Source organism: Streptomyces sp. NBC_01454, assembly GCF_036227565.1.
Taxonomy (GTDB): Bacteria; Actinomycetota; Actinomycetes; order Streptomycetales; family Streptomycetaceae; genus Streptomyces.
Genome location: NZ_CP109460.1, coordinates 1,690,556 through 1,715,741 on the forward strand (window position 1 = coordinate 1,690,556; position 25,186 = coordinate 1,715,741).

18 protein-coding genes are annotated in these 25,186 nt (G+C 73.1%); 11 read left to right on the forward strand and 7 right to left on the reverse strand.

Going from position 1 to position 25,186, the window contains the following annotated elements; genetic code table 11:
• Positions 1-185 precede the first annotated feature (185 nt).
• Positions 186-668: a DUF456 domain-containing protein gene (locus tag OIU81_RS07265; RefSeq protein ID WP_329145035.1), complete on the forward strand. Its 483-nt coding sequence runs from the start codon at positions 186-188 to the stop codon at positions 666-668.
• A 346-nt stretch (positions 669-1,014) separates the two neighbouring features.
• Here the strand turns inward: OIU81_RS07265 and rsgA are convergent, their stop codons facing one another.
• On the reverse strand, positions 1,015-2,184 hold the full coding sequence (gene rsgA, locus OIU81_RS07270) for a ribosome small subunit-dependent GTPase A (RefSeq protein ID WP_329145037.1): 1,170 nt from the start codon (positions 2,182-2,184) through the stop codon (positions 1,015-1,017).
• 380 nt (positions 2,185-2,564) lie between these two features.
• On the opposite strand from rsgA, the gene OIU81_RS07275 reads away from it, so the two are divergent.
• Positions 2,565-5,399, forward strand: coding sequence for a SpoIIE family protein phosphatase (locus tag OIU81_RS07275; protein WP_329145039.1), 2,835 nt, complete (start codon positions 2,565-2,567; stop codon positions 5,397-5,399).
• A gap of 35 nt (positions 5,400-5,434) precedes the next feature.
• Here the strand turns inward: OIU81_RS07275 and OIU81_RS07280 are convergent, their stop codons facing one another.
• Entirely contained in the window at positions 5,435-5,884 is a 450-nt protein-coding gene (locus OIU81_RS07280; protein WP_329145041.1) for a DUF4118 domain-containing protein, read from the reverse strand.
• A 299-nt stretch (positions 5,885-6,183) separates the two neighbouring features.
• On the opposite strand from OIU81_RS07280, the gene OIU81_RS07285 reads away from it, so the two are divergent.
• The 3 genes from OIU81_RS07285 (at position 6,184) to OIU81_RS07295 (ending at position 10,287) form a co-directional block, all read left to right on the forward strand.
• Positions 6,184-8,154 carry an amino acid transporter gene (locus tag OIU81_RS07285; protein ID WP_329145042.1) on the forward strand — a complete coding sequence of 657 codons (1,971 nt, stop codon included), beginning with the start codon at positions 6,184-6,186 and terminating at the stop codon, positions 8,152-8,154.
• Between the two features lie 100 nt (positions 8,155-8,254).
• Positions 8,255-9,055: a maleylpyruvate isomerase family mycothiol-dependent enzyme gene (locus tag OIU81_RS07290; RefSeq protein ID WP_329145044.1), complete on the forward strand. Its 801-nt coding sequence runs from the start codon at positions 8,255-8,257 to the stop codon at positions 9,053-9,055.
• A 506-nt stretch (positions 9,056-9,561) separates the two neighbouring features.
• Positions 9,562-10,287, forward strand: coding sequence for a transcriptional regulator (locus OIU81_RS07295; protein ID WP_329145046.1), 726 nt, complete (start codon positions 9,562-9,564; stop codon positions 10,285-10,287).
• Positions 10,288-10,409: 122 nt separating this feature from the next.
• Here the strand turns inward: OIU81_RS07295 and OIU81_RS07300 are convergent, their stop codons facing one another.
• Positions 10,410-11,993 (reverse strand): nucleobase:cation symporter-2 family protein, encoded by a 1,584-nt coding sequence (locus OIU81_RS07300; RefSeq protein WP_329145048.1) that lies wholly within the window; start codon positions 11,991-11,993, stop codon positions 10,410-10,412.
• Positions 11,994-12,381: 388 nt separating this feature from the next.
• Here OIU81_RS07300 and OIU81_RS07305 point away from each other — a divergent pair, with 388 nt between their 5' ends.
• From OIU81_RS07305 to OIU81_RS07315, 3 genes are read left to right on the forward strand one after another with little or no spacing between them, the layout of a single operon-like run.
• Positions 12,382-14,724 carry an ABC transporter ATP-binding protein/permease gene (locus OIU81_RS07305; RefSeq protein WP_329145050.1) on the forward strand — a complete coding sequence of 781 codons (2,343 nt, stop codon included), beginning with the start codon at positions 12,382-12,384 and terminating at the stop codon, positions 14,722-14,724.
• Positions 14,725-14,740: 16 nt separating this feature from the next.
• Positions 14,741-15,514: a hypothetical protein gene (locus tag OIU81_RS07310; protein WP_329145053.1), complete on the forward strand. Its 774-nt coding sequence runs from the start codon at positions 14,741-14,743 to the stop codon at positions 15,512-15,514.
• A 6-nt stretch (positions 15,515-15,520) separates the two neighbouring features.
• Positions 15,521-16,582 carry a serine/threonine-protein kinase gene (locus OIU81_RS07315; RefSeq protein ID WP_443073940.1) on the forward strand — a complete coding sequence of 354 codons (1,062 nt, stop codon included), beginning with the start codon at positions 15,521-15,523 and terminating at the stop codon, positions 16,580-16,582.
• A 4-nt stretch (positions 16,583-16,586) separates the two neighbouring features.
• Here OIU81_RS07315 and OIU81_RS07320 read toward each other — a convergent pair whose 3' ends face one another.
• Positions 16,587-17,912 carry a streptophobe family protein gene (locus tag OIU81_RS07320; protein ID WP_329145055.1) on the reverse strand — a complete coding sequence of 442 codons (1,326 nt, stop codon included), beginning with the start codon at positions 17,910-17,912 and terminating at the stop codon, positions 16,587-16,589.
• 347 nt (positions 17,913-18,259) lie between these two features.
• Between OIU81_RS07320 and OIU81_RS07325 the strand changes: the two genes are divergently transcribed.
• Both OIU81_RS07325 and OIU81_RS07330 read left to right on the forward strand, forming a co-directional pair.
• Positions 18,260-19,450, forward strand: a complete 1,191-nt coding sequence (locus tag OIU81_RS07325; RefSeq protein ID WP_329145057.1) for a DUF6777 domain-containing protein — start codon at positions 18,260-18,262, stop codon at positions 19,448-19,450.
• A 327-nt stretch (positions 19,451-19,777) separates the two neighbouring features.
• Complete coding sequence (locus tag OIU81_RS07330; RefSeq protein ID WP_329145059.1) at positions 19,778-20,923, forward strand: L,D-transpeptidase family protein; 1,146 nt, start codon at positions 19,778-19,780, stop codon at positions 20,921-20,923.
• A gap of 68 nt (positions 20,924-20,991) precedes the next feature.
• Here OIU81_RS07330 and OIU81_RS07335 read toward each other — a convergent pair whose 3' ends face one another.
• The 3 genes from OIU81_RS07335 to OIU81_RS07345 form a co-directional block, all read right to left on the reverse strand.
• Positions 20,992-21,441, reverse strand: coding sequence for a hypothetical protein (locus OIU81_RS07335; protein WP_329145061.1), 450 nt, complete (start codon positions 21,439-21,441; stop codon positions 20,992-20,994).
• Between the two features lie 23 nt (positions 21,442-21,464).
• On the reverse strand, positions 21,465-21,875 hold the full coding sequence (locus OIU81_RS07340; protein WP_329145064.1) for a cupredoxin domain-containing protein: 411 nt from the start codon (positions 21,873-21,875) through the stop codon (positions 21,465-21,467).
• A 142-nt stretch (positions 21,876-22,017) separates the two neighbouring features.
• A complete protein-coding gene (locus tag OIU81_RS07345; RefSeq protein WP_329154952.1) occupies positions 22,018-23,076 on the reverse strand; it encodes an aldo/keto reductase in 1,059 nt (352 codons plus the stop codon).
• A gap of 312 nt (positions 23,077-23,388) precedes the next feature.
• Between OIU81_RS07345 and OIU81_RS07350 the strand changes: the two genes are divergently transcribed.
• The gene (locus OIU81_RS07350) at positions 23,389-25,107 is read left to right on the forward strand and encodes an IPT/TIG domain-containing protein (protein ID WP_329145066.1); all 1,719 of its coding nucleotides are present in this window, start codon (positions 23,389-23,391) and stop codon (positions 25,105-25,107) included.
• The last annotated feature ends 79 nt before the right edge of the window (positions 25,108-25,186 follow it).

Here is a 25,186-nt window from a genome sequence, read left to right on the forward strand (position 1 = left end):
CCCGGGGGTCCGCCGGCAAGCGCTTCCGGGCCGCGTCCGGCACGCTGGGCCCATGAGAGCGTGCAGCGGACGGGCCGTCACGGGGCCCGCGCCCGCCGGGAGTGAGGCCGGCGGGTGAGTGCGGGCGGCGAGCGGGCCGGGAGGCGCGCCGCGCCCCGTGACGGCGGGCGGGGCGGGGCCGGCGCATGAATGTGTGGCAGCTGGTGGCGGTCGGCCTGGTCATGCTGCTCGGGCTGCTCGGGGTGCTGGTGCCCGGCATCCCCGGGCCGCTGATCGTCTGGGCGGGCGCGATGTGGTGGGCGCTGTCCGAGAAGTCCGGCCTGGCCTGGACGGTGCTCATGGGCGCCACCGCCGTCCTGCTCCTCAACCAGGTGGTGAAGTGGCTGCTGCCGCCCCGCACTCCGCGGGCCGCGGGCGCGCCGTACCGGACCCTGTTCCTGGCGGGGGTGGCCGGCATCGTGGGGTTCTTCGTGGTCCCGGTCCTGGGGTGCCCGCTGGGCGCCGTCGGCGGTCTCTACCTGCTGGAACGGGTCCGGCTCGGCGGCCACGGCGAGGCCTGGGCCTCGACCCGTACGGCGCTGCGCGCCACCGGCCTGAGCGTGCTGGTCGAACTGTTCGCCTGCCTGCTGGTCGCCGGCGCCTGGGCCGGGGCGGTGGCGGCGGGCTGAGGCGTCACCCGGCTCGCACGGCGACGGCGTACGCCGGGCGCGCCACGGCACCGGGGGCCCCGGCCACCCCGGCCCCCCCGGTCTCCCCGGTCTCCCCGGTCTCCCCGGTCTCCCCGGCCGCCCGCTCTCCCCGGCCGCCCGGTCTCTCCGGCCGCCCCGGGCGGCTCACCCGACGGCAGTAGTCCCCGCCGGGGAGTCACCGCGGGGCAGCTCGGCCGGACACCGCTTCGTACCCGGCCTCGTCGTCCCGCGCGCCCGCGGCGTGCGCCGGTCGCGACTCCCCGGGGCCGGCGGGAATCGGAGCGGGCGGACGGGGGAGGGACCGGCCCCTCCCCCGTCCGCCGTCTCAGCCCCGCGGTCCCCGCTTCCGCTCCATCATGTGCCGGCCCAGCGCCTGCTTCTGCCGCCATTCCCGGCGGATCTCGGCGCGCAGCCGGGCGTCGGTCTTCGCCACGATGTGCTGGTTCTCGCGCTGCAGCTTGCCGTAGCTCTCCAGCCGGCGGACGGACAACTCGCCGCTCTCGACGGCCTCTTGCACCGCGCAGCCCGGTTCGGCACGGTGTGCGCAGTCGTGGAAGCGGCACTGCTCGGCCAGCTCCTCGACGTCCGCGAACGTCCGGGCGAGCCCGGCCCGCGCGTCCCACATCCCGACGCCGCGCAGCCCCGGTGTGTCGATGAGGACCCCGCCGCCGGGCAGCGGCCGCAGATCGCGGGTGGTCGTGGTGTGCCGCCCCTTGCCGTCGCGGTCGCGGGTCTCCTGCACCCGCTGCACCTCCTCCCCGACGAGGGCGTTGACCAGCGTGGATTTGCCCGCTCCGGACCGGCCCAGCAGGACGGAGGTGCCGCCGGCGAGCACGGTACGGAGCACATCGAGCCCGTCACCGGTCGCCGCGCTGACCGCCAGCACCGGCACACCGGGGGCCACGGATTCGGTATCCGTGACGAGATGCGCGACGCCCTCCGGGGCCCCGGCCAGGTCCACCTTGGTCAGCACGACCACGGGCCGCGCCCCGCCCGCCGGGGAGAGGGCGGCGGCGTCCAGCGGCCCCTCGTCGGCCGCGCTGGACATCGCCAGCGCCAGGAACCGCTCGATCCGCCCGGGGTCCAGCGGTTCCGCGAGCGACACACAGATGACGATGTGGTCGAGGTTGGTGGCCAGCACCTGGCCCTCGGCCCGTTTCGAGGACGTGGACCGCACGAATGCCGTACGGCGCGGCAGCAACGCCCGTACGACGCCGTCGACATGGGCCTTGCTGCGGCCGAGGTCGAGCGCGGCCCAGTCCCCCGTGCACGGCACGCGCATCGGGTCGCTGGTCGCCACCGGCGCGGTGTCGGCCAGCACGGTCCGGACGCCGTCGCCGTCCGGCACGACGGCATCCACCCGCCCGCGGTCCACGCGGACGATCCGGCCGGGGCGGAGCCCCTGCTCGGCAAAGGGAACGAAACTCTCCGCGAACCCCTGGTCCCAGCCGTAGGCGGACAGCGGGTGCGCAGCGGAGAAAGTGAGAGGGAACAACGGGATGGCCCTTCAGAGGGTGGGTCCCGGCGCCGCGCGCCACGCGCGGAAAAGAGCGGAAATCGAGTCAGCCGGAGACCACAGGGGTGAGGTGGATGAACTCCTGAATGCGGGCAGTGCCCACCGCAGTGACAGTCGTCAATGTCCTCACCTCCCGGTTGCTCGCACGGCTGACGACGGCGGCTCCTGCCGCCGTCCCGAACGCCGCAGACGCTAGCGCGGTACCCGTCAGGGGCGCCACGGGTTTTTCCGCACGGGGCAGACCGGCACCGCACGGGGGGGCGCGCCCTCGTCCGGCGACTCCTGCGTGCCGGTTTGCCGCAGCCCGGCGCCGAGAGAGCCGAACACCCCATAGCTGGACACAATGCTAAATATGGGTCATGAGGAGAATCTTCCGGCGAGAAGGTGACGATTCCCCGGGGTCGTCACGCTCCCGGGGACGGCACCTGCGCTCGCTGCTGACCACCCACAGCGTCGCGGGCCAGGTGTTCCTACTCCAGCTCGCGCTCACCGTGCTGCTGGTCGTCGCGGCGCTGCTGGCCCTCTTCCTCCAGTCGGAGCGCGCGGGCTCGCAGGCGGCCCGGCAGCGTTCGCTCGTCGGCGCGGAGACCTTCGCCCGGGCGCCGGGAACCCTCGCTGCCATGCGCTCCGCCGACCCGACGGCGGTCCTGCAGCCCGCGGCGGAGGCGGCCCGCAAGGCCTCCGGTGTGGACTTCATCGTCGTGCTCCGGCCCGACGGCGTCCGCTGGACCCACCCCGATCCCCGCCTGATCGGCAAGCACGTCGTCGTCCGGCCGCCGCTCGACGGCCGGACGCACACCGCCACGTTCACCACGTCCCTCGGGCCCGCGGTGAGCACCACGGTGCCGGTCCGCGCGAAGAGCGGCTCGATCGCCGGACTGGTCTCCGTCGGGATCCGCGTCCACCAGGAGGACGAGTGGACGGTGCACCAGCTGCCGCTGCTGCTCGGCTCCGCCGCCGGGGCGCTGCTGCTGGTCACCGGCGGGGCGGCATGGGTGAGCCAGCGGCTGCGGCGGCAGACGCACGGGCTGCATCCGGCCGAGATGCGGGAGATGTACGACCACCACGACGCGGTGCTGCACGCCGTGCGGGAGGGCGTACTGATCATCAGCCATGACGGGGTGCTGCTGCTGGCGAACGACGAGGCCCGGCGGCTGCTGGAACTTCCCGCGGACGCGGAGCGGCGCCCGGTCGCCGACCTGGACCTGTCGGCGCGGATGAGCGCCCTGCTGACCTCGGGCCGGACCGCGAGCGACGAGGTGCATCTGGCCGGCGACCGGCTGCTCGCGGTGAACGTCCGCCCGGCGGCGCCCCGCAGCGGCCCGGCCGGGACCGTGGTGACGCTGCGGGACAGCACCGAGCTGCGGGCCCTGGCCGGGCGGGCGGGGGTGGCACAGGAGCGGCTGAAGCTGATCTACGACGCGGGGCTGCGGATCGGCACCACGCTGGACGTGGGGCGCACCGCCGAGGAGCTGGCGGCCGTCGCGGTCCCCCGGTTCGCCGATGTGGTCACCGTCGAACTGCTGGAACCCGTGCTGCACGGCGACGAACCGGTGGCCGGGGCGGCTCCGGGGCTGCGGCGGATGGCGGTCTGCGGCGTCCCCGAGGAGTCGGCGATCTACCGGCTGGGCGACGCCATTTCGGCGGTGCCCGGCGCCCCGATGGCCGAGGTGCTGACCAGCGGACGGCCGGTTCTCCTGCGGGACCTGCGCACGACGTACGAGTGGCGGCGGCAGGACGTGGCGGGCGCCCGGCGCGTGCTGGAGCAGGGGATCCGGTCGCTGATCGCCGTACCGCTGCAGGCGCGCGGGGTGATCCTCGGCGTCGCCAACTTCTGGCGGTCCGACCTCTCCGGCCGCTTCGAGGAGGAGGACATGGCGTTCGCCGAGGAGCTGACCGCGCGGGCCGCGGTCGCCATCGACAACGCCCGCCGCTACACCCGTGAGCACACCACGGCCGTCACCCTGCAGCGCAGTCTGCTGCCGCAGACCCTGCCCGAGCAGTCCGCCCTGGAGGTGGCCCACCGCTATCTGCCGGCGCACGCCGGGGTCGGCGGCGACTGGTTCGACGTCATCCCGCTGCCCGGCGCCCGGGTGGCGCTGGTGGTCGGCGATGTCGTCGGACACGGGCTGCACGCCGCCGCCACCATGGGCCGGCTGCGTACCGCGGTCCACAACTTCTCCGCCCTCGACCTGCCGCCCGACGAGCTGCTGAGCCATCTGGACGAACTGGTCAGCCATATCGACACCGACGAGGCGCGGGCGGCCGGCACCTGCGACGAGGGGGTGTGGCCGGGCGGTGTGCCCGCGGACGCCGACGGCGGGCCGGAGGGGGCGGGGCGCCCCGGCATCACCGGCGCGAGCTGTCTGTACGCCATCTACGACCCGGTGGGCGGCCGGACCACCCTGGCCACGGCAGGCCACCCCGGGCCGGCCGTGATCGGCCCCGACGGCACCGTCACGTTCCCCGAGGTGCCCGTCTCCCCGCCGCTGGGCCTGGGCGGCAGCGTGCCGGTGGAGACCGCGGAGCTCACCCTGCGCGAGGGCTCCCGGCTGGTGCTGTACACGGACGGGCTGGTCGAGAACCGTGACCGCGCCATCGACGCCGGCCTGGAGCTGCTGCGTACGGCCCTGGCCGCCGGGGCGGACCGCACCCCGGAGCAGACCTGTACGGCGGTCCTCGACGCGATGCTGCCCGACCACCCCAGCGACGACATCGCCCTGCTGGTGGCCCGTACCCGGCTGCTGGGCCCCGGCAGCGTCGCCGACTGGGAGGTGCCCTCCGACCCGGCCGCGGTCGCGCCCGTCCGGGCGGCCTGTCTGGAGATGCTGGCGTCCTGGGGCCTGACGGCGGTCCAGTTCACCACCGAGCTGATCCTCAGCGAGCTGCTCACCAACGCCATCCGCTACGGCACCCAGCCGATCCGGGTCCGCCTGCTGCTCGACCGGAGCCTGATCTGCGAGGTCTCCGACGGCACCAGCGCCTCGCCGCATCTGCGCCGGGCCGCCACCACGGACGAGGGCGGCCGCGGGCTCTTCCTCGTCGCCCAGTTCGCCCAGCGCTGGGGTACCCGCTACACCCCCGGCGGCAAGGTCATCTGGACCGAACAGTCCCTCGACGGCCGCCGGCCGGACACCGGCCCGGAGTCGGCCGACGACATCCTCGACCAGTGGGACGACGTGCCCGAGCTGTGACGGTGACGGGCGGGCGCCGCCCCCGCCATGACCGGTCAGCCCGCCGTGCGGCGCCGGACGGCGCGCAGGGCGGCGGCCCCGCACGCGCCCGCGGCAGCGGCGCAGCAGAGCACCAGCAGACCCGTCCGGTCCTGCGCCCGGAACGCCAGGTCGGAGTGCCCGTTCAGCACGAAGCCGTCGTAGAACAGCCACGACACCAGGGCCACGCCGGGCACCGCGACCGGCCGGGCGAGCGCGGCGACGGCCACCGTCAGCAGGACGAAGACGGCCGGCGCGACCGGGGCACGGGCACCGGGCCCGGCCAGCGTCAGGGCGGTCACCAGCAGCGCCGCGCCCACCGCGCCGAGCGGCAGGGCGAGATCACGGACGAGGGTGCCGCGGCGCAGCGCCGGGCGGGCCGGGCGCGCGCGGAGCGCCGTCGCCCGCGACAGCGGCAGGTGACAGCGGGGGCGGTGCACGGACACCGGCCGGTGGAGGACGGCCACGGGGAACACCTCCTGCTGCGGCCCCTGCGGCGGACCGGTCCGGTCCCGTGGACCCGCGGTGGACCCTTGCCGCCAGACTGCGCGCCGCCCGCCGCGCGGGAGCGCCGCGGCCCGGACCTTAACACCGTGCGTACGGGCGGCGGACGCTTCTTGACGCGTTACTGACGCGCCACTGACGCCGGGAGCGCGCGGCCGATGCCGTCCGGTGCGGGGCGGGCCGCGGCACCGTTCGCACGGTGATGCATACTCGCTGCTCGTTGCCCGAACCCGACGACCGATCACCGGCAGGACGTACTCAGATGACCACCACTGTCCAGGCGGACCCCACGACTCCCGCCACCACCTCCCGGCGGTGGCGCGCCTGGCTCCTGGACGGGCTGAGCAGCCAGGCCGCCCGCCACCCCGGCCCGCACGGCACCCCGCCGGCCGAGCACAAGGGGCACTCCTGGTGGCGCGTCATGTGCCTCACGGGTGTCGACTACTTCTCGACGCTGGGCTACCAGCCGGGGATCGCCGCGCTGGCGGCCGGGCTGCTCTCGCCGTTCGCCACCCTCGTCCTGATCGCGCTGACCCTGTTCGGTGCCCTGCCGGTGTACCGCAGGGTCGCCAAGGAGAGCCCGAACGGCGAGGGTTCGATCGCGATGCTGGAGCGGCTGCTGCCGTGGTGGGCGGGCAAGCTGCTGGTCCTGGTGCTGCTGGGGTTCGCCGCCACCGACTTCATCATCACGATGACGCTGTCGGCCGCGGACGCCTCGGCGCACGTGGTGGAGAATCCGTTCGCCCCTCCGCTGCTGCACGGCGCGAACCTGTGGATCACCCTGGTGCTGCTGGCCGCCCTGGGCGCGGTGTTCCTCAAGGGCTTCCGTGAGGCGATCGGCATAGCCGTCGGCCTGGTCGGGACCTATCTGGCGCTGAACATCGTGGTCCTGGCCACCTCGGCCTGGCAGGTGCTGTCGCACCCCGTGGTGATCGACAACTGGTGGGGCGCCATGACCGCCGCGCACTCCTCGCCGCTGGCGATCGTCGGGGTGGCGCTGCTGGTCTTCCCCAAGCTGGCGCTGGGCATGTCCGGCTTCGAGACCGGTGTCGCCGTCATGCCGCAGATCCAGGGCGACGCCACCGACACCCCCGCGCGCCCGGCCGGCCGGATCCGCGGCACCCGCCGGCTGCTGACCACCGCGGCGCTGGTCATGAGCTGCTTCCTGCTGCTGTCGAGCCTGGCGACCACCCTGCTCATCCCGCAGAAGGAGTTCGAGCCCGGCGGTTCGGCCAACGGGCGTGCGCTGGCCTATCTGGCGCACCAGCACCTCGGCGAGGCCTTCGGCACCGTCTACGACATCTCCACCATCGCCATCCTCTGGTTCGCCGGTGCCTCGGCGATGGCGGGACTGCTCAACCTCGTGCCGCGCTATCTGCCGCGTTACGGCATGGCGCCGGAGTGGGCCCGGGCGGTGCGTCCGCTGGTGCTGATCTTCCTGGCCACGGCCTTCGGCATCACCTTCTTCTTCGACGCCGACGTCGACGCGCAGAGCGGCGCCTATGCCACCGGCGTGCTGGTGCTGATGCTCTCGGCGTCCTTCGCCTCCACCGTCGCCGCCCGCCACCGCCGCCTGCGCGCGGCCACCCTCGGGTTCGGCACGATCACCCTGGTCTTCGGCTACACCCTGGTCACCAATGTCATCGAGCGGCCCGACGGCCTGAAGATCGCGCTGCTGTTCATCCTCGGCATCCTGCTGACCTCGTTCGCCTCACGTGTCCACCGGGCCTTCGAACTGCGCGCCGTCCACGTCGACTTCGACGAGACGGCCGAGCGGCTGATCGGCGCCGCGATGGCGGCCGGACCGCTGCGGGTCATCGCCAACGAGCCCAACGAGCGGGACGCGGCGGGGTACCAGGAGAAGGAGTACAGCCAGCGCGAGGAGACCCATATCCCCGACGGCCGGCCGGTGCTGTTCCTGGAGGTCACCGTCCGGGACTCCTCGGACTTCACCACGGATCTGCACGTGACGGGCGAGGAGCGGTACGGGGCGCAGATCCTGCGCGTCGAGGGCGCCGGCGTGGCCAACACCATCGCCGCCGTCCTGATGCAGCTGCGCGCGCACTCCGGCCAGGTCCCGCACGCCTACTTCAACTGGACCGAGGGCCATCCGTTCAGCCATCTGCTGCGCTTCCTGGTCTTCGGTGACGGTGAGGTCGCGCCGGTCACCCGGGAGGTCCTCCGCCGCGCCGAGCCCGACCGGGCCCGGCGCCCGCGGGTCCACGTCGGCTGATCCGGGCGGCCGCCGTCCCCCTCGGCCGGTTGTGGCAGGCTGCGCGCAGAGGCCCGGCCGGTGAGGTCGCCGGGCCGTACAGAGCGGAAGAGCGGCACCCATGAACACCTCGGACACCCCGGGCCGGACGGCCGTCACCCCTGCCGTGCACCGCGCCGCCGTCGCGACGGAGACGGCGCGGTTCGTGGCGGTACTGGACGGCGCGGACCTCTCGGTCCCGGTGCCGGGCTGCCCCGGCTGGACGCTGGTGGACCTGGTCGGGCACACCGGGAACGTGCAGCGGATGTTCTCGGGCCTGCTGCGCCGGCGCGTCCAGGAGCCGCCGCGCAGCCGCGAGGTGGACTGGCAGCTGCCCACGGACGGCACGGACGACCGTGGCTGGGCCGACTGGCTGGCGGCGAGCGCGGCGGAGGCGGCCGACGCCTTCGCCGGGACCGACCCGGACGCCGCGATGTGGGCCTGGGGCGTCGACCAGCACGCCCGCTTCTGGATGCGGCGGATGCTGTTCGAGACGCTGGTGCACCGCACCGACGCCGAGCGCGCCCTCGGTCTCCGCGCGGTGGTCGATCCCGTGCTCGCGGCCGACGGCGTGGACGAGTTCCTGGTCAATCTGCCGTTCGCGGCCTCCTTCGCCCCCAAGGTGGCGCACCTGCGCGGCAACGGCGAGACGCTCCGCTTCCGGTGCACGGACACGGCCGGCGACTGGCTGGTCCGCCTGGGGCCCGACGGCTTCGGCCTCGCCCCGCAGGCCGAAGCCGGCTCTGCCGACGCCGGTGTCGAGGCACCCGCCGCGGACCTGCTGCTCCTCCTGTACGGCCGCCTCGACCGCGACGCGGACACCGTCGACACCACGGGCGACGAGGAGCTGCTGGCGCGCTGGTTCGCCAACTCCGCGTTCTGAGCCCGGCCGCGGCGCCGCCCCCGGCCACGGGCCGGCGCGGCGCCGCGCGAGGCACCACTCGCCACACCCCGCCCGGAGACCGGCGGCACGGCCCGCCCGATGAGAGGCGGCGCACCCCGCTCCGTGGCCCCGGTCCGCGCGCCGCACGACGTGAGCGCCGCGCCGTTCGACGAGATCACCCCGGCCGCTCGCGTCGATGCCGCCCCGTCGCCCGCATCACGCTCCCATCACGTCCTGTCGACCACCCGGTCTCAAGAATCGCTACCGCCCGGTAAATGACGAGCCATCGGCTATACCCGGTAAGCGAGTTGAGGCGTGAAATCGGACAGATAGCGCACATCCCCCGCACCACGGTCTCCAGGGCCCCGCACGCCTTCAATCCGAAGGGCGAACTGGAGATTCGTACGTATGGACCATCTGTTAATCTGCCCGCTCCTGGATGTTCCTCCATCTCCAGTCCCCCCCAAGCACCCTTCGTCCGCCGGGTGCAGCGAGGTGTCCCGAACGTGTACAGCACTCCCTTCTCCCCCGCAGAAGCCAGATCCGCGCGGGCCCGGGTGGGCCTGAGCACGGCTCAGGTGGCCCAGGCCATGACGGCGTGCGGAGCGCCGGTGCGTCCCGAGCTCGTCGAGGCCTGGGAGTACGGCGCGCAGTTCCCGACCGAGCCTCAGCTGTTCGCCCTGGCCGACGTCCTGTGGTGCCCGCCGACGGTGCTGATGGGTGTCGAGCCGCGGACCCTGGCCGAACACCGGATGGCCCGCCAGCTGAGCGTGGAGCGGCTGGCGCAGCTGATCGACATGGACCCGGCCCGCTACCATGCGGCCGAGGCGGCGCAGCAGTGGACGGGTGACTACCGGCAGACCAAGGCGCTGGTGGACGCGCTCGGGCTGTCGCTGCGCAAGCTGATCGGCGTGATGGGGCACAACGAGGAGCTGGCCGGGCATCTGCGGACGGCCATCGACGGGCGCTGGAAGTCGCATGTCGGCCCGGTCGTCACGATCACCACACTGAACAAGACCCGGGTGGGCGACGCGCTGCGCACGATGCATGCGGAGTTCGCGGAGTTCTCCGAGCGCTACATGGGGCACGTGGTGGCGCGTAACGACGACTCCCGCCTCAAGCAGGTCGCCGCCGAGCGTTCGGCGTATCTGCGCCGGCTGGTCGACCACTTCTGGGAGCTGATCGGGGACGCGGGCGAGGCACCGCCGTTCAACACCGTGACCACGCACTGACGGGACGGTGCGCGGCGGGGCGCGGAGGGGCGGAGGGGCGGAGGGGCCGACGGACGGAAAGCGGAAACGGGCGGGGCGGGACCTGGTGACAGGTCCCGCCCCGCCCGCGGCCGTTGGCGGACTCAGTGGCCGGATGCCCCCCACTGGGGGCCCTGCGGCTGCTGCGGGTACTGCGGGGCGTGCGGCTGCTGCGGGGTGTGCGGGCCCGGGGCGCCGTGCTGGGTGTGCGGGCCCGGGACGCCGTACGGGTCGGCCGGGCCGTACGGGTCGGTGGGCGCGTAGGCGTCCATGGGCCGGGGTGCCTCGTCCGGCTCGTCGGCCTCGATCTCGTCCCAGTCGATCTCCATCGTCTTGCGGCGGGTGAAGACGTTGAAGAAGAGGTTCAGCAGGACGGCCGTCAGGCTGCCCAGGGTGATCCCGCTGTCGAGGACCGCCCGGACGTCCTCCGGCATCCGCTGGAAGAACGGCCCGACCGCGTTGGGCAGCAGCGCGGCGGCGAAACTGACGGCCAGGATCAGCGCATTGCGCTCCTCGCGCAGATCCACCTTGCCCAGGATCTGGACACCGACCGTGGCGACCATGCCGAACATCGCGATCGCGGCGCCGCCGAGCACCGGATGCGGAATCGCGGCCACCACACTGCCCGCCTTGGGCAGCAGCCCCATCACCATCATGAAGCAGCCGGCCGCGACCACCACGAACCGGCTCATCACCTTCGACATCCGTACCAGGCCGATGTTCTCGGCAAATGCCACGTACGGAAAGGAGTTGAGCACGCCGCCGAGCACGGTGGCGATACCGTCCGCGCGCAGGGCGCTGGCGACGGTGGCGTTGTCGACCCGCTTACGGGTGATCTCCCCGATGGCGTAGACGTCTCCGGTGGTCTCCACCATGGTGATCAGCATGACGACGACCATGGCGATGATCGGGAAGAGTTCGAACTTCGGCATTCCGTAGTGGAACGGCGTGCTGACGCCGAACCAGTCGGCGCTCTTCACCGCACCGAAATCCGCGTCACCGAGGCACCAGGCGACGGCCGTGCCGGCGACCAGGCCGAGCAGGACGGCGAGGCTGCTCAGGTAGGGCTTGCCCAGGCGGACCACGGCCAGGATGAACAGCAGGGTGCCCAGCGCGTATCCGAGATTCTTGAGGTCGCCGTACCCGGGGTGTCCGATCAGCTTCGCCCCGCCGGCCGCGTCCTGCAGCCCCTGCGGGATCAGCGTGAGGCCGATGATGGTGAGGATGGTGCCGATGACGATCGGCGGGAAGTATTTCACCAGCTTGCTGAAGAACGGCGCGAAGAGGAAGGTCGCTATGCCTGCCGTGATCACCGCGCCGTAGACGACGAGCAGTCCCGCGGTGCCGCCGCCGGCGCCCAGGCCGATCGCGATCATCGGCGAGACGGCGGTGAAGGTGACGCCCTGGACCAGCGGCAGCCTGGCGCCGATCTTCCAAATGCCCAGGGCCTGGATGATCGTGGCGATACCGCAGGTCAGCAGGTCCGCATTGATCAGATAGACCAGCTCTTCATGGGAGAGGCCCAAGGCGTTCCCGACGACGATCGGGACGATCACCGCGCCCGCGTAAAAGGCGAGAACGTGCTGGAATCCGTACAGCGTGAGCTTGGCGACCGGGAGCACCTCGTCGACCGGGTGCGTGCCTTCACGGGAGAACTGCTCGGGGTCTTGTCGGGAGACTCGTGCCATCTCTGCCTTGCCTTCAGGAGGTAGGTGAATAAGAAGGGACCGGCGCCGCCGCACCACAAAGGGCGGACGGGCCGGCTGGGTCCTACAAAGCCGACGCTCTGCGGTGTTTGCCGGCACCACGCAGCCCTGCGCTGTACTTATCGTCCTGGTTCGACAGGACTTCCTTCGATCAGCGCAACAAATTCCGGCATTTCCATGGAATTTGCAGGTGAGGCCAATCGGATCGCTCACCCTAGTTGACCTGTGCCCTTTCTCGCGAGTGACCGGTCGTATTCGCTCGGATAAAGGTGGATCACGCCGCGAAATACCGCTTTGGGCAGGGGCATTGCGGGCCGCGGCGAGGACGCGCGAAGAGGCGGAGCGGGTTCCTCCGCCGTAAAATTCTGGTATGGCCGAGCGGCAGGATGCGTCCACCGCGCCGGAACTCGTGGTCGAGTCCGGCGGCAGCACCCAGGTGATGGACCCCGGCCGCGTCTACCACGTCGGACGGGACCCCGAGGGCGAGGTCGTCCTGAGCGACGCCCGGGTCTCCTGGCATCACGCGGTGCTCCGCACCAAGGCCGGGCACTGGACCGTGGAGGACGAGGACAGCACCAACGGCACCTACACCGACGGGCGGCGGGTGCACGAGTCCGGCGTCGGGCCGGGCAGTGTGATCCGGTTCGGCAACCCCGCCGACGGGCCGAGCGCGGTGCTCTCCGTCGTGCCCCGGCCGACCCGGGTCGAGCGGCCCTCCGCCGTCTCCCACCCCGCCGGCACCAGTACCTTCCGCCGCCCCAGCGCGGTACGGCCGCTGCCGGCCGCCCGCACCACCCGGATCGGCCGCGCCCCCGACAGCGACCTGGTCGTCGACGACCTCACGGTCTCCCGCCGGCACGCGGAGCTGCGCGCGGGCCCGGACGGCTTCGAGATCGTCGACCTGGACAGCCACAACGGCACCTACCTCAACGGCCAGCCGGTGGAGCGCGCCCCGATGATCCCCGGCGACATCGTCGGCATCGGGCACTCCGCGTTCGCCCTGGTCGGCGATGAGCTCCAGGAGTTCATCGACACCGGCGAGGTGTCACTGGACGTCCAGGACCTGGCCGTCCGCGTCGACAAGGGCCGCAAGACGCTGCTGGAGCAGGTCTCCTTCCCGGTGGGTGAGAAGTCGCTGCTCGCCGTGGTCGGACCGAGCGGCGCGGGCAAGTCGACGCTGCTCAACGCGCTGACCGGGCTGCGCCCCGCGGACGAGGGCACGGTGCTCTACGACGGCCGTGACCTCTACCGCGACTACGCCGAGCTGCGGCAGCGCATCGGGCTGGTCCCGCAGGACGACATCCTGCATCTGCAGCTGACCGTGCGCCGGGCGCTCGGCTACGCCGCGGAGCTGCGCTTCCCCGAGGACACCGCGAAGGCCGAGCGGCAGGCGCGGGTCGACGAGGTGATCCATGAACTGGGCCTCGACCAGCGGGTGAACCAGCCGATCCACAGCCTCTCGGGCGGTCAGCGCAAGCGGGTGAGCGTCGCGCTGGAGCTGCTGACGAAGCCGTCCCTGCTCTTCCTCGACGAACCGACCTCCGGGCTCGACCCCGGAATGGACCGCTCCGTCATGCATATGCTGCGCGGCCTGGCGGACGACGGCCGTACGGTCATCGTCGTCACCCACAGCGTGCTGAGCCTCGATGTCTGTGACCGGCTGCTGATCCTGGCGCCGGGCGGCACCATCGCCTACTACGGGCCGCCGGAGGAGGCACTGTCCTACTTCGGGTACGCGCAGTGGCCGGAGGCGTTCGAGGCCTTCGAGAACGACAAGGACCGTGACTGGGCGGGCGAATTCCGCGCCTCGCCGGAGCACCGCCGCCACATCGCCATGGAGTCCCACCAGCCGCCACGCGCCCCCGAGGCGCCGCGCGGGCCGGTGGCCGCACCCAAGGCGCAGAGCTGGGGCAAACAGCTGAACACGCTGGTGAGGCGCTATGCGGCGGCGCTGACCGCCGACCGGACCTTCCTGGTCATCATGGTGGCGCTGCCGTTCGTGATGGGGGCGATGGCGCACGCCCTGGCCGGGTCCTCGCTCGCCAAGGGGTCGGCCGCGATCAACGCGCTGCTGATCCTGTGCGTCGGTGCGGTGCTGACCGGGGCCGCCAACGCGGTACGGGAACTGGTCAAGGAGCGGACGATCTACCAGCGGGAGAGAGCCGTCGGCCTGTCCCGCTCCGCGTATCTGATGTCCAAGGTGCTGGTGCTGGGTGTGATCACGGTCGTCCAGGCAGTGGTGCTGACCCTGGTGGCACTGTTCGGCGTCAAACTGAACGCCCCCGGCGGCAAGGGCGTGTTGCTGCCACCCCTGCTCGAAATCACCCTGGCGGTGGCCCTGTTGGCCTTCACCGCCATGATGCTCGGCCTCTTCGTGTCCGCCCTGGTGCGCAAGGAGGAGGTCACCATGCCGTTGCTGGTCCTCCTCGCGATCGTCCAGGTCGTGTTCTGCGGTGCGCTGCTGAAGCTGACCGGCGTGCCGGTGCTGGAGCAGCTGGCCTGGCTGGTGCCGTCCCGGTGGGCGCTCGGCGCCATGGCGGGCACCATCGATCTGCACCACCTCGTTCCGCAGGGGACCTCCGACCCGCTGTTCCAGCACTCCCTGGGGATCTGGCTGTTGAACATGGGCATGATGGTCGTGCTCTCGCTGATCCTCGGCTTCCTGGTGCTCCGGCTGCTGCGGCGGCACGAGCCCGAGATCATGCGTGACTAGCGCCCGGGAGTCGCCGATGACCTCGCCCGATTTCCTCCCCAGCCATGTCGTCCCACCGGAGGGGATGGCGACCTGGTCGGCGCCGGACTCCACCCGCCCGGCCTCGCCGCTCGACCCGCTGCTTCCCGTCCAGGTCATCGACCGCCGGGGCGACTGGGCGCTGGCGCTGTGCTCCAACGGCTGGTCGACCTGGGTGGACGGCCGGCTGCTGCTGTCCGTCCCGCGCGAGCCGCCGGCCGCCGCACAGCCCGCCGCCCGGACCGCGGACCCCCGGCCGCTGCTGGGCGCCGTCGAGGGGGAACTGACCCGGTACCGGCACCTGGTGGAGGAGCTGGCCGCCGGGCAGTTGGACGGCGAGTCATTCGCCCGGCGCACCCGGGGCAACCGGCTGGGCGTCGTCGTGGACGGTGACGCGGTCTGGCTGTACGACGCCCGGCACGAGCGCTGGTGCTACTGCGACGGGGTGTCGTTGCAGACGTACGCCGTGGCGTCCAAGCCCTCCTCGCGGCCGGGGCGGCAGTCGCCGGCCGAGCCGGGCTCCGGGGCGCGGGACGAGCCGGACGGGCGGCAGGCCGCGGCGGGCGGGCCGGGCGCCACGGCGGATCCGGCGGTGACTGCCGCCCCGGCCGCGCCCGCGCCGGCCGGCCCCGAGCCCGCCGCGCCCCGGCCCGCCGCGCCCGAACCGCCCCCGGGGCCCGCGCCGCCGGACGGGCAGCCGCCCCCGCCGGACCCCGACCGGACCCGGGCCATGGACCCCGGGGGCCCGCCGCCGGCCGCCGGACGCGGGTGACCTCCGGTGAACGACGGGCAGGAGGCGGCGGGCCGGGGCCAGGAGCGTGCCACGGCCCCCGACTCCCCCACGCTGCGCGGGCGGCAGCTCGCCGGGTATCTGCTCCAGGACGAGATCGGCCGGGGCGGGATGGCCGTGGTCTACCGGGCGGAGGATCTGCGGCTGGGCCGCACCGTGGCGGTCAAGCTGCTGGCGCCCGAACTCGCCCGGAACGACACCTTCCGGCAGCGCTTCGCCCATGAGTCGCGGGTCGCCGCGGCGATCGACCACCCGCACATCGTCCCGGTCTTCGAGGCCGGGGAGACCGAGGGCGTGCTCTACATCGCGATGCGCTACGTCCAGGGGCGGGACCTGCGGGCGCTGCTCGACCGCGACGGCCCGCTGCCACTGGAGACCGCCTGCCGGATCGCCCTCCAGGTGGCCTCGGCGCTGGACGCCGCCCATGCGCACGACCTGGTGCACCGGGACGTCAAGCCGGGCAACATCCTGATCGCCGAGGGCACCGACAGCGACCGCCCCGAGCACGCCTACCTCACCGACTTCGGCCTGACGAAGAAGTCCCTGTCGCTGACCGGGTTCACCAGCGTCGGCCAGTTCGTCGGCACCCTGGACTATGTGGCGCCGGAGCAGATCTCGGGCCGCCCGGTGGACGGCCGCTGCGATGTCTACAGCCTGGCCTGCGTGCTGTTCGAGATGCTGACGGGGGCGCCGCCGTTCCGGCGCGACGACGACATGGCACTGCTGTGGGCCCACCAGTACGATCCGCCGCCGGCCGTGACGCAGCAGCGGCCGGATCTGCCGGAGTCCGTCGACGCGGTGTTCGCCCAGTCCCTGGCCAAGGCGCCCGATGACCGCTACGAGACCTGCCGGGGTTTTGTGGCGGCGCTGCGGGCCGCCGGCCGGACCGCCGGGCCCGGGGCGGCGGCGGGCGCGGCCCTCGCGCATCCGCCGACGCAGGTGGACGCCCAGGCCGACCCGGGCGGCCGGCGCAGCCCGGCGCCACCGCCGCCACCGCGCTGGGCCACCCCGGTGTTCCCGGGCCGCGCGGAGCAGCCGCCGGCGGCCTGAGAGGTCAGGGCTCCCGCGGCGGCTCCGGGGCCGCCACCTCACCCGGGTGCCGTACGCGCCGCGCCAGCAGACTGCCGAGGAAGCCGGTGACCAGCCCCCACAACAGGCCCACCCCCACCAGCCGCAGGAGTTGCGGCTCCAGGGTGACCGCGTTGCCGAGGCCGCCCCCGAGGTTGCCGACGCCGATCAGGGAGAGCCCGAAGCGTGCGGAGATCCGGGTGAGCAGTCCGACGGTGAGCAGGGTGAGCGCCAGTGCCACGGCCATCTCGACGGCGTGCCGCCAGGCCGGGCGCCGGGCCGGGGAGCGGACCGCCGCGGCGAAGGCGGCGCCGAGCAGCACCACGGCCGCCACCGCCACCAGCAGCCAGGCCCGGCCGTCGTGCGCGGTGAGCGCGCCGAGGTCCAGGGTCCGCTGCCCACGGGTGCGCAGCACCTGGTCGAGCGCGGACGGCACGGGCAGCCCGACGGCCTTGTCGACATGCCCCACCCAGCCGCCGCCGGTGCCGATGCCCAGCGCCATCCAGGCCAGGTTGGGCAGCCCGAGGAAGATCACGGCGAAGGTCCGTGCCGGATCCCCCCGGGTGAACAGCTCGACGATGCCGATGACCAGCCCGATCACGGCGTAGGCGAGCAGGGTCAGCAGCATCGCGAAGGCGGGCGGCCGGACGGAGTCCTGGTAGTGCAGCAGCTGCGGGGAGAGCGGGGCCCGGCGCGAGATGAGGAAGGTCAGCACCAGCAGCGCCAGCACCCACAGCAGCCCGACACCGAGCGTCGCGGGCACATCGGCGCGGAAGCCGACGACGGGGGTGGCGCCCAGATCGGCGCCGAGCTGATCGGCGATGTCGTTGCCGACCGAGATCCGGAAGTCGTGCGAGGCCGCGAGCGCGAACAGCAGCAGAATCACCAGCCAGCACACCGTCGTCCGGGCGATCCGGGCGAGCAGCTCCCCGGTGCCGGCCACCGCCCGGTGGCGCAGCGGCAGCAGGAAGACGGCGGCGGTCACCAGCGCCCCCGCGAGGGTGACCGACAGCGGTACGGCGTCGAGGTCCGCGTGTGCCTGGGCGAGGACTCCGGCGTTGCCCGACAGGCCGACCGAGCCGCCGGCGGCGATCACCACGGTCGCCGCGATCACCGAGGGGAGCGCCCCGTCGGGGAGGTCCGCGGCGCCGGCCGCCCACAGGCCGAGCGTGGCGACCACGAGCATCGTGAGGAAGCCCGCCACGGCCGTCCCCAGCGCGTGCGCCCAGGCCCGGAGGGCGGGCGGGGCGCCGTGGACGGGTACCGGGCCGGGCGGCGGGCCGGCCGACGTGGGACCTCGCAGCTGGCTCACGCTCTCTCCTGCCGGTACGGGACCGCCTGCCGGCGATCCGCCTGGTGAGCGCCGCGACCGCGGTGCACCGGGATCCGTGACGCTCCGGCGGGGCCCCGCAGCCCGGTGCCCCGCCTGCACGGACGGCTGTCCCCACCACGGTAAGCACTCTGTGTACCGCCCCGCTTGCGGACCGTACCGAACCCGGGCACACAATGTCCTTGACATCGACAAACACGGGCAAAATTCGCATAGCCGGATGGCCCACTCGCGTCGGAAGGGCACCCGTGACTTCTCCACCGCCTGACAGTCACCCGACAGGACCGCCGTCGGGCCCGCTCTCCGGCCCCCCGCACGAGCCGACACAGGTGACCCCGCAACCGGAACCACGGCAGCCGCGGGAGCCCACGACGCCGGACACCGCCACCCGCCCGGGCGGACCGAGCGGCCCGGACGGCCCCGGCGGACGTGGCGGGGGCGGAGGCGGCGGTGGCGGCGGGGGCGGTGAGGGCAAGCCCTGGTGGCGGTCCGCGCCGCGGGTCGCGATCATCGCGGCCGCCGTGGTCGCCGCCGTGATCATCACCGTCGTGCTCACCCGGCCGGGCGGCTCCGGCACGAGTGAGGTCTTCGCCGAGCCGGCCGCCTCCACCGGCCGGGACCCGGTGACCAAGTCGTCGGCGAACGACTCGACCCCGTCCCCGTCCGCCACGCCCAAGCAGTCCAGCGGCTCGAACAGCGAATTCTCGGGGGCGACCCCCGGCCTCTACGGCGGGACCCAGAACAGCGCGGCCTGCGATGTCGAGCAGCAGATCACCTACCTCACCGACGCCCCCGCCAAGAACAAGGCGTTCGCCGGCGCCGTGGGCGTGGCCCCGGGCGATGTCCCGCGCTATCTGCGGTCGCTGACGCCCGTGCAGCTGAGCTATGACACCCGGGTCACCAACCACGGCTACAAGGACGGCAAGACCACCGAGTTCCAGTCGGTGCTGCAGGCCGGCACCGCCGTCATGGTCGACGCGTACGGGGTGCCGCGGGTGCGCTGCAAGTGCGGGAACCCGCTGGCGAAGCCGAAGGCCCTCAAGGGGGACGTGAAGACGTCCGGCACGACGTGGCCCGGATACCGGCCCTCGAACGTGGTCGTGGTCACGCCCTCGAAGTCCAAGATCAAGGACTTCACGCTGCGCAACCCGCGGACGGGCACCTGGTTCAAGCGCCCCCAGGGCACCACCGGCACGACCGACAGCCCGACCTCCCCGCCGTCCCAGACCCCCAGCGGACCCGCCAACTCCCAGCCGCCGCCGAACCAGTCACCGTCGTCCGGCGAGACGCCCTCCGGCACCACCGGCTCCCCCGGGGGCGGCACGACCTCGCCCGGGCAGCCGCCGGGGAGCACCGGGGGCGGCAGCACCACCGGCGGCGAGTCCGCGTCGACCGGCGGCGGCAGCAGTCCGGGCGGCGGCACGACCGGCGGGGGGACACCGGGCGGTGGCGGATCGCCCGGCGGCGGGGGCGGGACGCCGCCCGGAGGAGGTGGCGGCGGAACACCGCCGTCCAGTTGACCCTGACGACCGGCTGACGCGGCCGCCCGCGACCTTCCGCGGGCGGCCGCGTCCGCCGTGTGCCGGTGGCCGGCCACTCCCCGTGGCCGGCCACCGCCGTCTTCCCCCGATGCCCCGATGCAATGCCCCGATGTCCCGATATCGAACTGTGTCCTAATGATCCGGTGTACCGGACAACCACTTGAGCAGACACACCCTCTGCATATGCGGCGGGTGCAATGACAGCCCTGGACGAGGACCCCGCACAGGGCCGGGCTCCGCCACTGTCAGCTGTTCTGCTCTGGAGGGACGCTCGTGCACGCCGGACCACGCCGCCACTTTGCCCGGTTGATACCCCTGACCGCGGCCGCCGCGATGTTGACCGCGTGCGGGCCGGGTTCGGACGCGACGAAGGCGGACGAGCCCGCGGCCAAGGTGACCGTCACCCCGGCCGCCGGAACCAAGTCGGCCAAGCTCGGCTCGCGCATATCCGTGCGGGCCGACGGGGGAAAGCTCACCTCGGTCGAGGTCAAGAACGACCAGGGCGGCACGGTCGGCGGCCGCCTCGCCGGTGACGGCACGTCATGGACCTCGGACGCCAAGGTGACGCCGAAGACCACCTACACCGTGCGCACCAAGACGAAGTCGACCGAGGGCAAGGAATCGGCCGCCACCTCGGAATTCACCACGGAGCAGGCCGACAAGGTCAACAAGCTCACCAACACCCCCGGCGGCGGCCAGACCGTGGGCACCGGGATGCCGGTGTCGATCCTCTTCGACCACCCCATAGCCAAGGACCGGCGCGCCGAGATCGAGAAGGCGCTGACGGTCACCACCCAGCCGAAGGTCGAGGGTGCCTGGGGCTGGGTCAAGGACTACTCCGGCAAGGACCGGATCGACTGGCGGCCCAAGGACTACTGGCCGACCGGCACCAAGGTCTCCGTGAAGGGCGCGCTGTCCGGCATCGACTCCGGCACGGACGGCGGCTGGTTCGCCCGGGACTACAACTTCGGCTTCCGCATCGGCGCCGACCACAAGGCCGTCATCGACGTCCCGTCACACACCCTGACGATGTACGAGAACGGCAAGAGCGTCGGCACCATCCGCGGCTCCGCGGGCTCCCCGGAGGCCCCGACCCGCGGCGGGGTGCACACCGTCCGCAGCAAGAACGCGGCCGAGACGATGGACTCCGCCACCATCGGGTACGGCAACCAGTGGAAGCTGGACTCCAAGTGGGTCACCCACATGACCGCGTCCGGGACCTTCCTGCACTCCGCCCCGTGGAACAAGTCGCTCGGCGTGGAGAACAACAGCCACGGCTGCTTCGGTATGACCACCTCGGACGCCAAGAAGGTCTACGACTTCCTCCCGATCGGCTCCACGGTCGAGGTGAAGGGCACCAGCAGCACCGACAAGACCGATGTCGGCAACGGCCTGGAGGTCTGGCAGGAGAGCTGGCAGCAGTGGCAGCAGCGCAGCGCGCTGCAGGGCTGACACCTCTCTGCTGATACCGCCTTGCAGACACCGCCCCGCAGGCACCGCCCCGCAGGCACCGCCGGCGCTCATCGGCGGTGTCTGCCCGGCGGCCGGGCCCGGGTGGCCAGCAGGAAGACGGTGGCCAGGACGGCGACGGCCTGGGCGAGGGCGGCGAGCTTCTTGTCGCCGCTCCAGGCCGGTTCGTACATGTCCGGCACCGGCCCCAGCCTGCCGACGTCCACATAGGTGTACAGGAGCAGCAGCGCGAGGCCGCCCGTGGCGACCAGCCAGGCGAAGAGGTCGGCCGCCGGACGGCGCCAGACCAGCACCAGCAGGGCGGCCAGGGCTGCGAGGACGGCCTCGACGCGGAAGAGCGTGCCCTGGCCGACGGTCGCGGTGACCGCGTCGTACTGCGCGGCGATCCGGGCATGCACGGCGGCGTCCACGGCCAGACCGGCCGCCGCGAGCAGGCGCGCGATACCGCGGGCGACCCGGCGGCCCCGCCCGCGCGGTGGTACGGATCCCTCTGCTGCCACGGCACTTCCCCACCTCATGGCGGTCAGCGGACGGTGAGCGTGCCCTTCATGTACGGGTGGATCGTGCAGCGGAAGGGGTAGCTGCCGGTCTTGGCCGGAGCGGTGAAGGTGACGGTTCGGCCCGGGCGGATGCTGCCGGTGTCGAAGGCCTTGGCGCCGATGGCCGTCACGGTGTGGGCCGTGGAGTCCTGGTTGACCACGATGACCGTGCCGCCCGGCCGTACGGACAGGGCAGCCGGCCGGAACGTGAAGTCCTTGACGGTCAGGCGGGCGGCGGCCGGGATCCCGGTGCTCGCCCCCGCGGTCACCGTCGGCCCGGCGGGGGTGTGGGAGCGGGAAGGGGCGGTGCCCCCGCCGCTGTTGGTGCAGCCGCCGAGGGCCACGACGCACAGCGCCACGGTGGCCACGGCGGCCGGGCCGGCGGTTCTCCTCATCGGGGTCCTTCTCCTTCGGTCCGTCCGGTCCGGCCCCGGGCGGGCCACCTCCTGACTCAATAGACCGCAGACGCCGCCGCCCGGCCATCCGGGCGGCGGCGTTCGGCGTACCCGGCCGGCTGCCGGGCCGAATGGCGGGCGGTCAGCGGATCCCGTCGGTCGTCCGGCGGTGGGTGGAGCGGCGGTCCTCGATCCGCTGCCAGCGGTCGCCGTAGACGTTCTCGACGATCTGCGGCTCGCGCAGGAAGTCGTGCGGGAAGCCGAGGGAGACCGCGCTGGTCCCCTCGAGCCGCGCCAGGGCGTCGGCGTCGAGCGTGACCCCGACCGCGGCGAGATTGTCGAGCAGCTGGCTCTCCTTGGTGGCGGCGATGATCGGGATGACGGTGCCGGGCCGGCTGCGCAGCCACGCCAGCGCCACCTGCGCCGGGCTCCAGCCGCCCTGCTCGGCGATCTCCAGCACCGCGGTGACGGTCTCCGCCGCCCGCCGGTCGTGCGCGTCGTCCGCGGCCAGGCCGTCCAGCCGGCCCTTCTCCCCGCGGCGGTACTTGCCGGTGAGCTTGCCGGCCGCGAGCGGCGCCCAGGCCAGTACGGCCAGATCGAAGGCGCGGGCCTGCGGCAGCAATTCGCGCTCCGGCGTCCGCTCCAGCAGGTTGTAGCGCAGCTGCGAGCCCGCGAACGCGGTCCAGCCGCGCAGCTCGGCGAGGGTGTTGGCCTGGGCGATCTCCCAGGCCGGCCAGTCGGAGACGCCGATGTGGAGCACCTTTCCCGACCGCACCATGTCGTCGAGCGCCCGCATGACCTCGTCCACGGGGGTGAAGTTGTCGCGTGCGTGCACCCACAGCACATCGAGGTGGTCGGTGCGCAGTCGCTCCAGGCTCGTCTCCACTGAACGGACCAGGCTCTTGCGGTGGTTGCCCGCGGAGTTCACCTCGCCCTTGCGGGTCGCGCAGGTGTATTTGGTGGCCAGCACGAAGCTGTCCCGGCGGCCTTCGAGCAACTCCCCCAGGATCCGCTCCGAGGAGCCGTCGGCGTAGATGTTGGCGGTGTCGATGAAGTTGCCGCCCGCGTCCGCGTAGGCGTCCAGGATCCGGCCGCTGGTGTCCTTGTCGGTGCCCCAGGCAGGGTCACCGCCGAAGGTCATGGTCCCCAGGCTCAGCTCGCTCACCCGCAGGCCGGTCCTGCCGAACAGTGTGTAGCGCACGATGTCCCCTTCGTTCAGCGACAGTTGGTCGGATCGTGCGCCCACGCTAGGAGCTGGAGTGCGCTCCAGCGCAAGGCGCGGCCGGCCGGCGGCCCCGGGGTGCGCCCCGGCCGGGACCGCCCGTCTGCTCCGTCCGGGTGAATTCGGCCGACGGCTGTTGTGGGGCGACAAAGCCGATTGGGTTACTTGTCGGGTTCGAGCCGGCGGGTTGCCCATCCCTCTGCGACGGAGGATTCCGGGCGATCCCGGTACAGGCCTTCCTCCGGGAGCACGGGAAACCCCCGGCGCCCGTCGTCGGGAAGGGAGAAGCGGATGCCTGCACTGCAGACGGGAACCGGACCCCCCGGGGCCCTCGCCCTCGGCCACGCATCGCCGCCGAGGCTCCGTTCTTCCGCGGCGGTACCGGGCCCGAGGTCCGCCGCACCGCCGCCGGCGGTCACCGTGCCGGTGGGGAACGGCCCGGTGACCGTGGTGATCAGCCCGGACGGCAGCCGGGCGTACGTCACCGACTACGGGTCGAGCGCGGTCTCGGTGCTCAGCACGGTCACCAAGGCGGTCACCGCCACCATCCCGGTGGCACCCGGGCCCTGGGGTGCCGCGGTCTCCCCGGACGGGCGGCGGCTCTACGTGGCCAGTCTCGGTGCCGGCACCGTCAGCACGATCGACACGGCGACCAACGCCCTCATCGGCACGGTGAACGACATGGGCAACCCCGTGGAACTGGCCGTCACCCCGGACGGCGCGCGCCTGTTCGTGGCCTGCCAGTCGCTCAACGCCGTACGGGTCATCGACACCGCCGCCCACACGGTCATTGAGGAGATCCCGGTCGGCATCGGGCCGCGGACCGTCCTGATCACTCCGGACGGCCGCCGGGCCTACGTGGGCGAGGAGGCCACGCACACGATCAGTGTGATCGACACCGCCGCCGGCACCGTCATCGACGAACTGACCGGGTTCCACTTCCCCCGGTCGTCCGCCGTCACCCCGGACGGACGGCGGCTGTTCGTCCCGAACTACGGCGGCAACACCGTGCACGTCCTGGACACCGCGACCGGCACGGTCCTGGCCTCGCTCCCGGGCTTCTCGCTGCCGTTCGCGGTGGCGCTCACCAAGGACGGGCTGCTCGCCTACGTCTCCTGCAACGGCGACAGCACCGTGCAGGTCATCGACACCGACAGCTACCGCGTCGTCGCCCACTACGCCGGGCTGAACGTGCCGTACGGGGTCGCGATCACCCCGGACCAGCAGAGCGTCTATGTGGTCAACAACGGCAACAGCACCGTCACCGTCCTGCCCGGACTGACGGGCCTGCACCCCTACCAGGGGCCGTCCGGCGGCGGGAGTCGGGTCACCCTCCTCGGCACCCATCTGACCGGGGCCACCGCCGTGCACTTCGGCCCCCGGCTCGCCACCGACGTGGTCGTCGTCAGCGACCACGAGATCACTCTCGTCACCCCGGCAGGCCATGGCGTCGTGGACGTCACCGTGACCACACCGGGCGGCACCAGCGGCCCGGTGCCCTTCTACTACATCCCGCCGCCCCGGGTGACCGGGCTCTCCCCCGCCGCGGGACCCGTCTCGGGCGGCACCACCGTGACCCTCACCGGCAGTTCGCTGTCCACCGCCCGGACGGTCGGTTTCGGCGGCACCGCGGTGACTCCGGTGGTCCTCTCCGACAGCAGGATCACCGTGGCCGCCCCGCCCGGGCCGGCCGGCGGGGTGCCGGTCACGGTCACCACGATCGGCGGGGTCACCGTGGGCGGCACCTACACCTACGCCGGCCCGCCCGACGTCAACGGCCTGGTCCCGGCGGCCGGTCCCCGGGCCGGCGGCACCGTCGTCGCCCTCGTCGGCTCCGGGCTGGCGCCGACGACCGAGGTGCTCTTCGGCACCACCCCGGCCCCCTTCACCCCCGTCTCGGACTCCCTGATCCAGGCCATCGCCCCGGCGCACGTCCCGGGAGCGGTACCGGTGACCGTCACCTCCCCCGGCGGCAGCGCCACGGCTCCCCAGCCCTACACCTACACCTGACCCGGCAGAGAACTGACGCCTCGTCACTCCGGCCGACGGCACCGGGGAACGGGAACGGGGCACCCTCCCTGGACGGTGG

What these genes read in the sequence shown, in the direction of transcription:
- OIU81_RS07290 (WP_329145044.1), top strand. Translation starts at nt 8,255, where the DNA reads ATGAACACCTCGGACACCCCGGGCCGGACGGCCGTCACCCCTGCCGTG.
- OIU81_RS07340 (WP_329145064.1), bottom strand. Translation starts at nt 21,875, where the DNA reads ATGAGGAGAACCGCCGGCCCGGCCGCCGTGGCCACCGTGGCGCTGTGC.
- OIU81_RS07310 (WP_329145053.1), top strand. Translation starts at nt 14,741, where the DNA reads ATGACCTCGCCCGATTTCCTCCCCAGCCATGTCGTCCCACCGGAGGGG.
- OIU81_RS07285 (WP_329145042.1), top strand. Translation starts at nt 6,184, where the DNA reads ATGACCACCACTGTCCAGGCGGACCCCACGACTCCCGCCACCACCTCC.
- OIU81_RS07265 (WP_329145035.1), top strand. Translation starts at nt 186, where the DNA reads ATGAATGTGTGGCAGCTGGTGGCGGTCGGCCTGGTCATGCTGCTCGGG.
- OIU81_RS07350 (WP_329145066.1), top strand. Translation starts at nt 23,389, where the DNA reads ATGCCTGCACTGCAGACGGGAACCGGACCCCCCGGGGCCCTCGCCCTC.
- OIU81_RS07275 (WP_329145039.1), top strand. Translation starts at nt 2,565, where the DNA reads ATGAGGAGAATCTTCCGGCGAGAAGGTGACGATTCCCCGGGGTCGTCA.
- OIU81_RS07300 (WP_329145048.1), bottom strand. Translation starts at nt 11,993, where the DNA reads ATGGCACGAGTCTCCCGACAAGACCCCGAGCAGTTCTCCCGTGAAGGC.
- OIU81_RS07305 (WP_329145050.1), top strand. Translation starts at nt 12,382, where the DNA reads ATGGCCGAGCGGCAGGATGCGTCCACCGCGCCGGAACTCGTGGTCGAG.